Origin of the sequence: Bradyrhizobium sp. BEA-2-5, from assembly GCF_032918025.1 — a bacterium.
Taxonomy (GTDB): Bacteria; Pseudomonadota; Alphaproteobacteria; order Rhizobiales; family Xanthobacteraceae; genus Bradyrhizobium; species Bradyrhizobium pachyrhizi.
Window position 1 is genome coordinate 610463 of record NZ_CP136629.1, and the last position, 14552, is coordinate 625014.

Annotated in this window: 10 protein-coding genes; 4 read left to right on the forward strand and 6 right to left on the reverse strand. The window is 63.0% G+C overall.

The window, feature by feature from the left end:
• The 3 genes from RX327_RS02810 to RX327_RS02820 all read right to left on the reverse strand — a co-directional run bounded on the left by RX327_RS02810 (position 1) and on the right by RX327_RS02820 (position 2058).
• Entirely contained in the window at positions 1–219 is a 219-nt protein-coding gene (locus RX327_RS02810; protein WP_317249424.1) for a helix-turn-helix transcriptional regulator, read from the reverse strand.
• Between the two features lie 82 nt (positions 220–301).
• A complete protein-coding gene (locus tag RX327_RS02815) occupies positions 302–826 on the reverse strand; it encodes a hypothetical protein (protein ID WP_317249425.1) in 525 nt (174 codons plus the stop codon).
• Positions 823–2058 (reverse strand): tyrosine-type recombinase/integrase, encoded by a 1236-nt coding sequence (locus RX327_RS02820; protein WP_317249426.1) that lies wholly within the window; start codon positions 2056–2058, stop codon positions 823–825. The genes RX327_RS02815 and RX327_RS02820 overlap by 4 nt, the downstream gene beginning before the upstream one ends.
• Positions 2059–2662: 604 nt before the next feature.
• Between RX327_RS02820 and RX327_RS02825 the strand changes: the two genes are divergently transcribed.
• From RX327_RS02825 to RX327_RS02840, 4 genes are all read left to right on the forward strand, one after another.
• Positions 2663–3667, forward strand: a complete 1005-nt coding sequence (locus tag RX327_RS02825) for a TAXI family TRAP transporter solute-binding subunit (protein WP_050384012.1) — start codon at positions 2663–2665, stop codon at positions 3665–3667.
• 32 nt (positions 3668–3699) lie between these two features.
• Positions 3700–4293 (forward strand): hypothetical protein, encoded by a 594-nt coding sequence (locus RX327_RS02830; RefSeq protein ID WP_244481883.1) that lies wholly within the window; start codon positions 3700–3702, stop codon positions 4291–4293.
• Between the two features lie 37 nt (positions 4294–4330).
• Complete coding sequence (locus RX327_RS02835) at positions 4331–4945, forward strand: DsrE family protein (RefSeq protein ID WP_028335221.1); 615 nt, start codon at positions 4331–4333, stop codon at positions 4943–4945.
• A gap of 123 nt (positions 4946–5068) precedes the next feature.
• A complete protein-coding gene (locus RX327_RS02840; protein ID WP_317249427.1) occupies positions 5069–7930 on the forward strand; it encodes a hypothetical protein in 2862 nt (953 codons plus the stop codon).
• 124 nt (positions 7931–8054) lie between these two features.
• Here the strand turns inward: RX327_RS02840 and RX327_RS02845 are convergent, their stop codons facing one another.
• The 3 genes from RX327_RS02845 to RX327_RS02855 form a co-directional block, all read right to left on the reverse strand.
• Positions 8055–9482 (reverse strand): HlyD family type I secretion periplasmic adaptor subunit, encoded by a 1428-nt coding sequence (locus tag RX327_RS02845; protein ID WP_050384010.1) that lies wholly within the window; start codon positions 9480–9482, stop codon positions 8055–8057.
• Positions 9469–12111 (reverse strand): type I secretion system permease/ATPase, encoded by a 2643-nt coding sequence (locus RX327_RS02850; RefSeq protein WP_317249428.1) that lies wholly within the window; start codon positions 12109–12111, stop codon positions 9469–9471. Before RX327_RS02850 ends, RX327_RS02845 begins: the two co-directional genes overlap by 14 nt.
• Positions 12112–12688: 577 nt before the next feature.
• Positions 12689–14122: a hypothetical protein gene (locus RX327_RS02855; protein ID WP_050384009.1), complete on the reverse strand. Its 1434-nt coding sequence runs from the start codon at positions 14120–14122 to the stop codon at positions 12689–12691.
• Between the last annotated feature and the right edge of the window lie 430 nt (positions 14123–14552).

Below are 14552 nucleotides of genomic sequence, written 5' to 3' on the forward strand. Positions count from 1 at the left end.
TCACACTGCCTTGGTGTTTCGCGCCGCAATGCGAGCGATTTGCCAGGCAATCAGATCGGCCTCGAGCCAAGCAACCGCTCGGCCAGAATTGCTCAATGGCACCGGCTTGGGAAATTCACCCGATTTGATCAACTCGCCAATTTGTGTGCGGCGAAGGCCGACAAATTCAGGAAGTTCGCGTAGGCGAAACATCCGGTTGAGACGATGTGAGCCGGTCATACTATGCTCCGTTATCACCCTTCGGCCGTTGCCGAGTCGAACGGAGTGGACCAAAAAATCGGCCATACTAGTCGGCAATAAGTCAATCGACTATTTTGCGACTAGCTTTATTTACTAATGCTCGAACGTCGTCGGGGCTAATTTTCGCCTTTGGAAAGGCCTTTAAGGCCTCCTTGATGGCAACTACGATTAGCTCATTGGTCACGGACGCCGGTACGCGCTGGCGTTTACTCTCCTTGCGCCAGCACTGCTGGCCGAGCCGGACCAGATAAACCGCATTTCGCTGGGCCTCATTTGAATCACCCGCCACCCTTCCTATTGGCCGTCCCGGCTTCGGTGCTGCGAATGATCTAACGAAGCGGGCGAGAGCAAGCCTATCGCTTCGCCTCAGGATTGCCTTCGACTCAAGAAAGCTCGCGAGCGGCTCCATTATTTTGAGTGCCCCAGCAAAGTACATGGCGTTTTCAAACTCTGATGTCTTCCAAGCATTGCCAAGTCGCCTCTTTTTCTCCTTGTAGGCAGCCGTCTCGAGGGAAAGCCCCGCTTTGCGCTTTGCGTTGGCTATCTCCAGCGATTCAGCCTTCTTCGGTTTAGGCCTTTCGGTCAACGCATCGCCCTTCTCATCGAAGTGACGTTACTTGCCGTCGTTACTATCGGCTTCGCAGTGCAGTACTTTGCCCAATCGGCCATGAGCCGAGCCCGCTTGGCGAACAGATCGCCGCGTCGATAGGCGGCCTCCACCTTGTTTCCAACAACATGGGCGAGCGCCATTTCGACGACGTGATTTGGATAGCCGGTCCTCTCCGCCGCCCAATCCCTAAATGTCGAGCGGAAGCCATGGACGGTGATGTCGAGACGATCCATACGTTTCAGTAGCTCGGCCATCGCCATATTTGAGATCGGAACACCCTTGCGGCCACCGGGGAATACGAAGTCTCCTTCGCGAGGCAGCGCCTTCAAAATCTCAAGAGACCGGCCGGTCAGGGGCACGCGATGTTCTCTTTTCGCCTTCATGCGTTCGGCCGGGATGGTCCACAGCTTCGCGTCCAAATCGATCTCCGGCCACCGACTGCCGACGATTTCACCAGTGCGGCTGGCGGTGAGGATCGCGAATTCCAAGGCCCGCGCGGCGATGCCGTCGCGAGTCGCGAGTTGGGCTATGAAATTGGGTAGTTCGACAAATGGCAGCGCGGCGTGGTGCTCGACCTTGGCAATTGTACTGCGGGCGGGCAGCGCATGGACCAAATTGCCATCCCAGCTGGCTGGATTCTCTCCTGTCCGATAGCCGCGTGTCTTCGCGAAATCGAGAACGGCCTCGATCCGGCCGCGGACCCGGCTTGCCGTCTCGGTCTTGGTGTACCAGATTGGCTCGATCGCCTTGAGGACGAGTGCCTTGTCGATCTTAGCAACCGCCAGCTTTCCGAGCACTGGGTAAGCATACATCTTCATTGTCGAGAGAAATTGCGCGGCGTGCTTGGCATTGTTCCATTTGCGAGAGTGAAACTTGAAGTATTGTTCGGCGCATTCTCTGAAGGTAACGTTCGCTGCTATCGCTAGGGCGCGCTCCGCGACCTGGCTGGCGCGCTCCTCCGTTCGGGCATCGATCGGGTCGATCCCATCTTTAAGCAACTGTCGTGCCTTGCGGGCCCGCTCCCGGGCTTCCTCCAGTGTGAAGTCTTTGACTGGTCCCAGGCCCATTGCGCGCTCGCGCCCGCCGCGCTCGTAGCGCAGCAGCCACGAGCGTGCACCGGTCGGGGTAATCTGAAGGTAGAGGCCGCTGCCGTCCCCATAGCGGCCCGGCTCAGTGAGCTTGGCGATCAGCTTTGTGGTCAATGCCATTGGCAATTTTCCCTAGCTGTAAACCCCCGGCTAGACTCCCGGCTCGGCCCTACCGACCAATATCGGGTGAAAACGGGTAAGAACAAGTGGAGAAATCCCTGCGGCGCAAGGCTTTCCAAGCCTTAGTCACCGGACCAGTTCGGACCTCTCCGGACCTTGCCGGGTACGAAACAGGCGGCCACTCTCTCCGCCATTTCCACGATCCTTGTACGCCAAACTACGGTTGCGTCCGCTTGCGTTCGCAAGTTGTGCTGAATGCACGCCGATGGCCAGGGCAATAGCAGAAGCCGTTCATGGGACGTGGTCGGGGCGGAATTGCCGCACCGAAGCCGCCGATCGTCGGCAGAACGACAACAACGCGGCAAAACGCCATTGCCGATGCCGGCCGAATTGCAGACCGCGATCGAGCCGTACGGGACGCCGATCCCTCGCTGCCGCGGCGTGGGGACACGCACAATGGATAATCCGGAAGGAGTAGTGGGCTCCCCCATGCGGAGAAATAGCGCGCGCCGATGAACTGCATGAAACTACGACAAAATGACCGATCGGCGAGGGCGCAGATCCCATGGGACAGACCGCAAAAAGGGAATTGCACCCGTTGCGCATGCTGGCGCTGCTGATTCCGCTGCTTACGACCGTTCCGCTGTCCACCGTGGATGCACAGGCGCAACCTGCTGCACCGCGCCAATTGCGACGTGAGCCACCGCCGCAAAAGCCGCAGGTGACGATGAATGCCTGGACGGTCGGCCTCGCTGGGGGCCTGCTCGAGGGCGCGCCCATTCGTCTTGCGGCCGAAATCGCCCGCGTCGTGGACGATGGCGACAAGCTGCATGTGTTGCCGGTCGTGACGCGCGGCCCGACGGAGAATGTGAACTCACTGCTGTATTTGCGCGGCATCGATGCCGCCATCATCAATTCCGACGTGCTCGAGGAATACAGGAGCCAGGTGCCCGATATCCAGCAACGGCTGGCTTTCGTGCTGAACCTGTTTCCGTCCGAACTGCATATCTTCGTTCGTCCCGAGATCCAAAGCCTGAGTGATCTCGCCGGCAAGAAGGTGAACTTCAATAATCTGGGTACTGCGGCAGCCTATTCGGGGCCGCTGATCTTCAGCCGCCTTGGCCTCGATGTGGAAAAAACCTTCATTCCCCATCAGGTCGCGCTCGAGCAGATGCGCAAGGGCGAGATGGCCGCGGTCGTCTTCATCACCTCGAAGCCGGTGGATGCTTTCGTGCGCGGCCGCTGGGAGCCGGGGTTCAAGTTCCTGCCTGTTCCCTATGACAGGAGGTTCGAAGACTTTTATCTTCCCGCCTCGCTCGAGGCCACGGAGTATCCCAATCTCATCAAGCAGGGCGAGCGCGTCACGACAATCGCGGTGCCGACCGCTCTGGTGGCTTTCAACTTTCCGACAAAGTCGAATCGCTATGAGCGCCTTGCGCGCTTCGTGGAGTACCTGTTCTCGCGGATCGACAAGCTGCAGCAGCCGGGCTTCGACCAAAAGTGGAAGACGATCAATCTCGCCGCAACCGTTCCCGGCCTGACGCGCTTCCCCGCAGCGCAGGCGTGGCTCGATCGCGAGCCGCGCGCCGCCGCAAATCCATCGCAATGAGACGCGCGGCGACCTGCGCGGTGGCTGGAGTCTTGCTCGCAAGCGGCATTGCTTCGGCGCCGGCGGCAGGACTTCGCCAGATCGCCCAACTCCGCGATTGCTCCGCCAAGGAACGCTCCGAACGGCCGGAGTGCTCCGAAAAGACACCGCGGGCGTCACCGCTGCCCCAGGCGAACCAGGGTAACAGCTGGGTCGTTAGCCTGACCACTTCACCGCTCGACTATTCACCGGTCGCCACCGCCACGACGTCATCGCGCGACGGTGCCGGCGAAAGCGGAATGACGCTTTCGATTCGCTGCCATGGCGGGCGGAGCGAACTGATCGTCGCCGGATCCCGCGTGTCCGGTCGCGGCGATGGATATGCGATTTCCTACCGCATCAACGACGGTCCGCCGCAGCAGGTCGCGGCAGCCGTGCCCGCGTCCGGGATCGGCGTTGCGTTCGGCGGCGACGTGATTCGCTTGCTGCAGTCCCTTCCGGACGGCGGAGGTCTCAGTATTCACCTCGCACCCCGTACCGGACCGGCGCTGGATGCGGTGTTTCCGTTGGGCGGGATGGATGTGGTGCGCGCGAAGATCACCGCTGCCTGCAGGTGGCCACAACCGACCGCAAAACCCAACGGCTAGGGATTTGAATAACGTGTCTTTAACAGGAGAGGTATCCATGCGCGTGTTTCAGCATATTGCGAAGGTAACCATCATCGGAGCCGCAACGGCGCTCTTGGCCGCTTCATACGCTGCGGCGGAGCAAGGCGGCGGACGATATTGGACACCGACAACAACGAACCGCACTGCGGACTATCAGCACGTTTCAGAAAAGGTCCAAAGGGTTCACGTCTCGCGCAAGGCGACGACCCACAAGAGGGAACGGTCTCCTCTCAACGCCAACGCCCGGCTTCCATCCAACGCCAAGTCGCACAACCTGATCCTGCAGGTGAACACGAACGATCCCGCAGCCATGAATCTCGCGCTCAACAACGCAATCAACGTTGCGCAGTATTACAAGGATCTCGGCGAGAAGGTGAAGATCGAGGTGGTCACCTTCGGACCCGGCCTGCACATGCTGCGCGACGACACCTCGCCGGTGAAAGCCCGTCTTGAGGAAATGGCGCTGAGCACGCCGGAGGTCTCGTTCAAGGCCTGCGGCAATACCCAGGAAAAAATGCACAAGGCCGAAAACAAGGACATCCCGATTGTTCGCCAGGCGGAGGTGGTGAAGTCAGGCGTCGTGCGCGTGATGGAACTGCAGGAGAAGGGCTGGTCCTATGTGAAGCCGTGATCTGCGGCCTAACCCGAAAGGGGTGGGTGGGGTCCTCCATGCGGGCTGTAGGCTTCGCGCTGCGGTACGGCGCATAATGCCGTACCTCAACAGATCGTGTCGCCGCGCGGCAGGTGATTGCAGATGGGCCCGGTGATCCTCAAGGACAAGGAAGTTGCCCGCTGCGACGTCGCAGATTCGTCGTGCCGGCTGCTGCCCAAGGCGGGACGGTCCGCGCTGTCGTGGACGACCGCTGCCTTGCTCGCAATGGCGTGCGCGCCGGAAACACGGGCGTCCCCGGCCCCGGCGGGCCCGTCGACGCAACCGCAGCATGCGGCGGCCGCCCGCAGTCTCGGTTTCATCGAAGCGGCAAGGAGCGGCGCTCTCGAAGCCTCGCCGCCGGGTCGAGGCGGTAATGACAGACCGGTGCAGGTTGCCCAAGCGAGCGTCAGCGACACGGGGCAGGCTTCGAAACGGGAATACAACTGGGCGGAGTCGCTCTCCTGCGAACTGACGAATGCAAGACGTGACATCGAGTTGCTGCAACGCCTCGAGCAAGAGCGCTATCGGGCCGAGTCGATGGAGCAGAGTCTCGCGGCGGCGCGCCGCGATATCGAGGCCCAGGCCGCGTTGACGGACAAGGCGGTCCAAGAGAAGCAGGCCGCGCAGGGCGGCGCGGAGTTGCTGAACTCCCTGCAAGAGACGCGTGAGCGGGCGGAGCGCCTGGAGCGGGATCTGGCGGCAGCGCGGCGTGATGTCGAAACCCAGACCGTGCTGGCGACAAAAACGGGTGAGGAAGCGTCTGGGCTGAAAGCAGCGGCGGAAGGCGGCGCGGCTGATCTACAGCGGGAGCGCGAGCGGTCCGCGCGGCTCGAGCAGGATCTCGAGGCGTTGCGCCGCAACGTCGAGACCCAGACTGCGCTGGCGGCAAAGGCAGGCGAGGAGGTTTCCCGGCTGCAGGGGATGCGTGAGAGCGGCGCTATGGAGCTGCAGTCGTCCCTGCAACGGGAGCGCGAGCGGAGCGCGCAGCTGGAGCAGGATTTGGCGGCAGCGCGGCAGGATGTCGAGACCCAGATGGCATTGGCGACAACGACAAAGGAAGAAGCTCTGCGGCAGAAGCAGGCAGCGGACGTCGGAGCTGCCGAGCTCAGGCAATTGCGCGAACGAGCCGAGGCGCTGGCACGAGACCTCTCGCTGTCGCGGAGCTCGATCTATGCATACGAAGCCCAAGTCCGCAAATCCGGAGACGAAGCGACGGAGCTCAAGCAGGCGGTTGCAAGCTGCACGGCTTCGGCCAGCAAATTCGCACCCGACGAAGGTGAGCGGTTCGCGCGGCTGGAGCGGGATCTTGCGGCTGCTCGCAGCAATGTCGAGACCCAGGCCGCGCTGGCGACCAAAGCAGGCGAGGAGGTTTCCCGACTGAAACAGCAAAGCGAAAGCGGAGCGGCCGAGTCGCAGGGCTCCCTGCAAAAGGAGCGAGAGCGGTCCGCGCGGCTGGAGCAGGATCTTGCGGTCGCGCGGCGTGATGTCGAGGCCCAGACCGCGATGGCGGCAAAGGCGGCCGATGAAGCCCTGCGGCAGAAGCGGACGGTGGAGGCCGGGGCCGCCGAACTGCGGGAATCGCGCGCGAAGGCCGACGCGCTGGCACAGGAGCTTTCCCAGACGCGAAGCACGATCTACGCCTTCGAGGCGCAGGCACGCAAGGCCGGTGAAGAAGCGGCGGAGCTCAGGCAGGCGGCCGAGAGCGGCGCAGCTTCGGTTCACAAAGCCACACCGGACGAACGTGAGCGACTGGTGCGGCTGGAGCAAGATCTTGCGGCTGCCCGCCGCGATGTCGAGACGCAAACCGCGCTCGCGGCGAAAGCGAGCGAGGAAACCGCCCGACTGAAGCGGGAAAGGGAAAGCGGTGCGGCAGAGTTGCAGAACTCACTGCAAGCGGCGCGGGCTGACCGGCTGGAGCAGGATCTTGCGGCAGCGCGGCGCGATGTCGCGACCAAGACGGCGCTGGTGACGAAAGCAGACGAGGAAGTATCCCGGCTGAAGGTGGTGGAAAAGAGCGGCGCGGCCGACCTGCAAAGGGAGCATGAGCGGTCCGCCCGGCTGGAGCAGGATCTTGCGGCGGCGCGGCGTGATGTCGAGAGCAAGGCCGTGCTCGTGACCGAAGCGGGCAAGGAAACGTCCCGGCTGCAAGCGGCGGGAAAGAGTGCTGCGGCGGACCTGCAAAAGGAGCGTGAGCGGTCCGCGCGGCTGGAGCAGGATCTTGCGGCGGCGCGACGTGATGTCGAGAGCAAGGCCGTGCTCGTGACCGAAGCGGGCAAAGAAACGTCCCGGCTGCAAGCAGCGGGAAAGAGCGCTGCGGCGGACCTGCAAAAGGAGCGTGAGCGGTCCGCACGGCTGGAGCAAGATCTGGCGGCAGCGCATCGCGATAGCGAGACCCAGACGGTGCGGGCGGCAAAGGCAAACGAGGAAGTGTTGCTGCAGAAGCAGGCGGCCGAAGCCAGCGCTGCCGAATTGAGGCAATTGCGCGCCAGGATCGACGTGCAGCCACAGCACCTCCCTTTGTCGCGGAGCGCAATCCATGCGTATGAGGCCGAGGATCGCAAGGCGCACGGCGCGGCCTTGACGACCGGTGCGACCGCGCGGGACAAGTCCATCGAAGTGGCCACCAATCCGACCGCCGAACAGACCCGAGCGGCGCCTGCTCGCGCGGTTGCCCAGCCTGCTCCCGAGCAGGCTGCGGAAGCGGGAGGGTTGGTTGCGCGGGCGAGCTCCTTGCTGCGTCAGGGCGACATAGGCGCGGCGCGGCTTGTACTCGAGCGCGCCGTGGAAATGGGCAGCGCCCAGGCGAGCTTCGCGTTGGCAGAAACCTACGATCCCCTGATTCTTGCGAAGTGGGGGACTTACGGCACGCGCGGCGACGAGCGCAGGGCACAAGACCTCTATGCCAAGGCCAACGCCGCGGGAGTCCAGGAGGCGAAATCGCGTCTGGAAGCGCTGCGCCGATAGCGCATGTGGCAATCCACCGGCAATTTCACCGCCATCGTCCTGACGACGGGCACCACCGCGATCAGCTTCGCTCTCACGCGAGTGGCGCCTCGCCCGGCCGCAACGTCCGGCGACGGGCTTCGCTTTACCGTTCGCGCAGGGCCTCCTGCCGGTACCTTGCCAGCGGCGAAAGCAGGTAGCTGATGATCCTGCGCGTGCCGGTCTTGATTTCGACCGTCACTGCCATGCCCGGCCCGAGCTTGACGAGCTTGTCCTCGATTTGCATGTGCGTCCGGTCGAGCGAAACGCGCGCGGCGTATTCCAGCTCCTGACCTTTAGGCTCGCTGCTGCTCTGTGCCGCGCCCAATGTCCGGTCATTGGGGCTGCCCTGTTGCTTTTCGCGCGTGATGGCATCCGTCGACACGCTGAGCACATCGCCATGAAGCAGCCCGTACCGGGTGAAGTTGAACGTATCGACCTTGATCTCCGCCTTTTGGCCGGGATGAACGAAGCCGATGTCGCGGTTCGACAGCATGGCCTCGATCTCGAGCTGGCTCTCGCTCGGGACCACGACGGCCAGCGCCTGAGCGGGCGTCACCACGCCGCCCACCGTATGAACGGCAAGCTGCTGCACGACGCCGTCGACCGGTGCGGTCAAGCGCTGGAGCTTCGTTCGCCGATCCGCCTTGACGACCTCCTGGGCGGCGCTCGCAGCCTTCTGCTCGGCCTTCGCAAGGGCATCATAGGTCGCGCGGCGATACTCCGCGGCAGTCTTGTCTTTGGTCTCCTTCAGCAGCGCGATCGCCGCATCGGCTTCGCGCAGCCGGCTCTGCTGCAGGACGAGGTCCTGCTGCATGGCGACCAGCTCCTGATACTCCGAGAGATAGACGACCTTCGACGCCAATGCCTTCTCGACGAGACCCTTGCGGATGTCGACGCGCTCCTTCAGCACCGGGATCGTCGCCTCCAGCTTGGCGACGCTCGCCGATGTGGTCGCCCGCTCCGCCTCCTTCTGCCCCTGCTGGCGCTCGATTTCAGAAAGCTTTGCGTTCTGTTCGGCGCGCTGGCTGATCAGGAACTGGCGATGCATCTCGATATCGGCTGCACTCGCGTTTTGCGGCGGCTGGAAGGCCGCGAGCGGGTCTGCGGCCAGCGCGGCGCGCAGCCGCGCGACGTCCAGCTCGGCTGCAAGCAGATCGCTCTTCTGGCGCTCCTGGTCGGCTTCCGTCATCGTCGGGTCCAGCTCGATCAGGACGTCGCCGGCCTTGACGGTCTGGCCGTCGCGGACGCGGATGGCGCGGACGACGCCGGTCTCGAACGGCTGGATCAGCTTGGTGCGCCCGCCCGGCACGATCTTGCCGGTCGCGCTGGCGACGATATCGACGCTGCCGAGCGTCGCCCACACCAGCGCGATGCAGAACACGGCGATGATGCAGGCCCCGATCGCGCGCCCGATCGGTGATGGCGGCGATTCGGCGATCTCGAGCGCCGCCGGTAGAAAGGCGATTTCTTGCTCGCGGCGGCGAGGTTCGCGTCTCGGGAACGCGACGATGTTGCGGCTAGCGGACGTCATGGATACCGGCCTGCAGATAATGGAGGTTGGCGTAACGGCCGTTGGTGCGGATCAGCTCGTCATGGCTGCCGTCCTCGACGATGCGGCCATGCTCGAGGGTGATGATCCGGCTCGCATTGCGCACCGTCGACAGCCGGTGGGCGATGACGAACACGGTCCGTCCGGCGGAAATCCGCCTCATGTTCTGCTGGATCGCGCGCTCGCTTTCGTAGTCCAGCGCGCTGGTCGCCTCGTCCAGGATCAGGATGCGTGGATCGGTGATGAGTGCACGCGCGATTGCGATGCGCTGGCGCTGCCCGCCGGACAGGCTGCTGCCGCGCTCACCCACGACGGTGTCGTAACCCTCCGGCAGTTCGAGGATGAAGTCGTGGGCGCCGGCTAGCTCTGCCGCTTCGATGACGCGCTCCATCGGCATCGCCGGATCGGCCAACGCGATGTTGTCACGGATCGTGCAGTTGAACAGTACGTTCTCCTGCAGCACGACGCCGATCTGGCGCCGCAGCCAGCTCAGATCGACCATCGCGAGGTCGACGCCGTCGACGAGCACGCGTCCGCTCTCCGGGACATAGAGACGCTGGATCAGCTTGGTGACGGTGCTCTTGCCCGAGCCCGACGAACCCACGATGCCGATGACCTGGCCTGGCTCGACGCTGAAGGACACGTCGTGCAGCACCTCGGGGCCGTCGATGCGGTAGCGGAAAGTCGCGTGCTCGAATGTGACCTGGCCGCGGATCGGCGGCAGCGCCGCGCGGGCCGGCGTGAAGCTCGGCTCGGGAATGGTGTTGAGGATGTCGCCGAGACGATCGATCGAGAGGCGGGCTTGATGGAAGTCCTGCCAGATCTGTGCGAGCCGCAGAACCGGCGCGCTGACGCGCGCGGCCAGCATGTTGAACGCGACGAGCTCGCCGACAGTCAGGTCTCCGCTGACCACCAGGCGGGCGCCGAAGTAAAGGGTCGCGGCGATGACCAGCTTGTTGATCATCTGGACCGCCTGGCTCGCCGTGTTGTTCAGGCTGAGCACGCGGAAGCTTGCGGACACATAGCCGGCCAGCTGTTGCTCCCAGCGGCGTTGCATCTGAGGCTCCACGGCCATCGCCTTGAGCGTTTCCATGGCGGTGACGCTCTCAACGAGAAAGGCCTGGTTCTCCGAACCGCGATTGAACTTCTCGTCGAGGCGCCGACGGAACAGCGGCGCGGCTCCCGCGGAGATGCCGATGTAGAGCGGGAAGGACGCCAGCACGATCCACGTCAACGTCGTCGAGTAGTAGAACATCACCGCAAGGAAGACGACGGTGAACAGCAGATCGATCACCAGTGTGAGCGCCGAGCTGGTCAGGAACTGGCGGATGTTCTCGAGCTCGCGGACGCGCGCCACCGAATCGCCGACGCGGCGGGCCTGGAAATAGGCGATCGGCAGCGCCAACAGATGACGGAACAACCTGGCGCCGAGCTCGACGTCGATACGGTTTGTCGTATGCGCGAACTGATAGACACGCAGCGTCTCGAGAACGGCCTCGAACACGGTCAGTACGACAAGCCCGACGACCAGCACGTCGAGCGTGCTCATGCTTCGATGCACGAGCACCTTGTCGATCACCACCTGGAAGAACAGCGGCGAGACAACGGCGAAGATCTGAAGGAAGAACGACGCCGCCAGCACCTCGCCGAGCAGGCGACGATACTTTTGCATGGCGCCGACGAACCAGGAGATATCGAAGCGCCGCGCGAGGTCGGTCAGGCTCGCGCGCCGGGCCATCAGGATGATGCCACCGTCCCAGATGGCCTCGAGTTGCGCCTGGGTGATTGCTTCGGGCCGCGGAGACAGCGGGCGCTGAATGAGGAGCTTGTCGTCGATAACCTTGCCGAGGATCAGGAAGCTGCCGTCGCGCAGCAGCGCGATGCCCGGCAGCGGGGTGACGGCAAGCCTGTTCCAGCTCGTCCTCTGCACCTTTGCCTTGAGCCCGAATTCCTTGGCACAGCGCAATATCTCAGTAACGCCGAGGCGCGCTGCGCCGATCCGGTGGCGAATTTGGCCGGGGTCGGCAGCGATGCCATGGCAACGCAGCAAGATCGCCAGCGCAATGAGCCCGGATTCATCGTCGTTTTCGGAGTCGACGCCGGCGGCCGGGGATTCGGTGTTCGCCGGATGGTCTGCGACATCGTCGAGAGGCCCGCGCATCAGGATGCCAGGTCTCATCGTCAAGAAGCTCTTCGTGAGGCCGTCACGGGCACGCATCAGGCCCCCGCCGGCGCGGTGCATCAGGCCGGCGCCCAGGTCAAACGAGCGCGTGCGGATGCCGGCAAATGCATGACGTGCGCGCTGTGCGAGGCTCTGTGATCCAGCACAGATCAAACCGCCATCCCAGATCGCTTCGAATTCCGCGCGCGTCATCCGGCTCGGATGCGGCGAGGTCGGGTGCAGCACAAGCGCCACCTGGTCGTCGATCTTGCCGAGCAGCAGAAATCCGCCGTCACGCAGCGAGGCGATTCCGGGCAGCTGGATACCCGCAAGGCGGGTCCAATCCATTGTCCGCGAACGGACCTTGACCCCGAATTCGCGCGCGCAGCGAAGCATCGCGCGGATGCCGATCTCGTCGCTCCCGCAACGATCGCGGAGCTGGTCCGGCACAGTATTCACGCCATGGAGGCGCAGGAACAGAGCTAGCGCGCGAAGCCCTAGATCTGCAGCGGGGGCATTTCCGTTCTGGATCGCCATTCTTACTCAACCCTTCGCGGCTACCCGGCCGCGTTAGTGTTCCTTCTCATGCATTTCCAAAGACTGGGAATTCCAATGTCGCGCATCGACAGAGCATGCGACATACCGCTTGCTCGCAGCCAAAAGGCGCAAGCAACATCAAAGCACTAGGGCCTCGAACCGCGAGGGGATTTCAAAGCAGTGGGATTTTCGACGTGGCCCCCCGACTGCTGAACCGGTTCGTTAATGCGCAAAAATGGCGAAAAAAGTTTCAAATCTTGATTTTTGCACCGTTATGTTGCGCGCAAATTTGCCGCATACCCGAAGCTGTTGCGCCAGCACGCATTTCTATCGCTCGGAAACAGATGCGAGCGATGAAGCCAACCGACACCAAGACCCGCGCGTGACAGTCCCTTCGCCGTTACTGCCCGCGATCGACCACCCGTTTTCAATTCCCAACACGTTGATGGTACTGCACCCGGGCGCAGAGCCCCCGGGTGCAGTAGCCGGATCAACCTTGAGGCTTGCTCAGGAACGAGTTGTGCGTCCAGCCGGTCCCATTCGACATGGCCGCCACGATCTGACCAGCGTCGACCCGACCGGAGCTACCGGCCAGATACTGGTTCAGCAGCGCAAAGCCCTGGCTTGCCTGGGACGCTCGCGCGCCTTGATCGGCCCAACCGGTCGTCTGCGATGCTGTGTTCGCCAGGGTGCTGGTGTCGCCCATCTGCTGCTGCAATTGAGCAAAGCCGTGGTTTGCCCAGCTCCCCGCGTTTCCGCCAGTCCAGTTGGACGGCCGGGGATCCGTCACGCGGATCGTCTGCGGATCCGACGACATCACAGCGCCGGTGGTCGGATCCATAGCGCTCGCGGTCAGCGTGAGGTTCGCGACCGGATGAGCATTGCCCTTGTAGTTCGATGTCAGCGTCAGTCCGCTGTCGACCTGCGCGGACGTCAGGGTGATGTTGTTGCCCCTGAGCGTCGTGCCGTCGCCGGTCGTGATCGTCTCATATCGCGGCAATCCCATGATGCTGAGGGTGAGGTTATCGTTGGGGTCGGTCGTTGTAATGGTCGTCCCCAGGTCGACCTGACCGCCTCTGCCGGCCACCCAAAGCGACTTGTCCGCGACGTCGAGCACCGGTGCGGTCACGCTTGGAGTCGTGGGGGTTGTCGGCGTCGTGGGGTCGGTCGGCGTCGTCGGTTGCGCCGGTATCGTGGGATCGGTCGGCGTCGTCGGCTGCGTCGGTGTCGTGGGCGAAGAGGTGCCCTGCAGCGGAGGCGGCAGGTCGGCCTGCAACTGCGCGGAAGTCATCGAGGTGAAGTAAAGGGTCTTGTAGTTCGTCGTCAGTGCGACCCAATCGCTCATCCCGGCGCCGGGATTGTTGGAGAACCCGTCGACGTATGGGGCTGTCGGGGTCGACCACCAATCGGCTCCCAGATCGGCGACGAGATGCTCGTTCGGATCAGTGGTCCTCATATCGGCCTGGACATAGACGCCATCGACCGTTCCGGCGGAATAGGAGCCGCGTGAGCCCGGCCAGAAATGGTCGTTGTATCCACTGAGGGGCGCAGCGCCCATCGCACTGCCGTCCGCCTGCCTTGTCACGCTCCAGGCAGAGTTCGTGTTTCCGGAAAAGTCGGCGAGAAACTGCGCTCCGGCGATCGGGTCCGTCGCCTGATCTTGCACGAGAACCCAGCCGCCGGTTTTCAGATGCACCCACGTCTGGAAGTTCGCGATCTGAACGTTGGCCGGATTGGAATCGTTGCTTGCCCCGGATTCGGGATAGACCTGTCCCCACCCTGTGACGGAGGTGAAATTGGAGGGCGGGGTGCTGCCTGTATGGCCGGTGCTCCCGCCGTACCAGGAATAGCTAGTGGGGACGCCAAGCGGAAACCCTTCGCTGTTGCCAGGCGTATTTTGATAGGTGACATCGGTCAGCGCCACATTAGTTCTCCATTGCAGACCAGATTTAAGGACGTGAAATTCCGCTGCCGCGCATCGGGGATGTGCGACATATTCCATGCTCGCAACTTCAGTCGCGAACAGATTCCAAAGAATTGCAGCCTCGAACCGCGAGGAGATTTCAAGCAGTGGGTTTTTTGGAAGTTGGCCCCCCCGACTGCTGAGCCGGTTGGTTAATAATCAAAAATGGCAAAAAAACTTTCAAAGTGTGATTTATACACACGTATATCGGCCCCAGTCCCTTGTTTCCCGGTCGCCTATGTTGCAGCGACGGATGCTTGTCGATTCAAGCGCGGATTAGGTTCTGCGCTTCGGGGTAGCCCGCAAGGATTATTGCGACGACCTCAACATCAAGAACACACTTGCCGGTGGAGACGGATCGGTTCTCTTGAATGGCGGCTCGTGGGTTGAC

Bases quoted from the DNA above. Each gene is read 5' to 3' on its own strand.
- RX327_RS02810 (WP_317249424.1), bottom strand. From the start codon at position 219: ATGACCGGCTCACATCGTCTCAACCGGATGTTTCGCCTACGCGAACTT.
- RX327_RS02820 (WP_317249426.1), bottom strand. From the start codon at position 2,058: ATGGCATTGACCACAAAGCTGATCGCCAAGCTCACTGAGCCGGGCCGC.
- RX327_RS02825 (WP_050384012.1), top strand. From the start codon at position 2,663: ATGCTGGCGCTGCTGATTCCGCTGCTTACGACCGTTCCGCTGTCCACC.
- RX327_RS02835 (WP_028335221.1), top strand. From the start codon at position 4,331: ATGCGCGTGTTTCAGCATATTGCGAAGGTAACCATCATCGGAGCCGCA.
- RX327_RS02840 (WP_317249427.1), top strand. From the start codon at position 5,069: ATGGGCCCGGTGATCCTCAAGGACAAGGAAGTTGCCCGCTGCGACGTC.
- RX327_RS02845 (WP_050384010.1), bottom strand. From the start codon at position 9,482: ATGACGTCCGCTAGCCGCAACATCGTCGCGTTCCCGAGACGCGAACCT.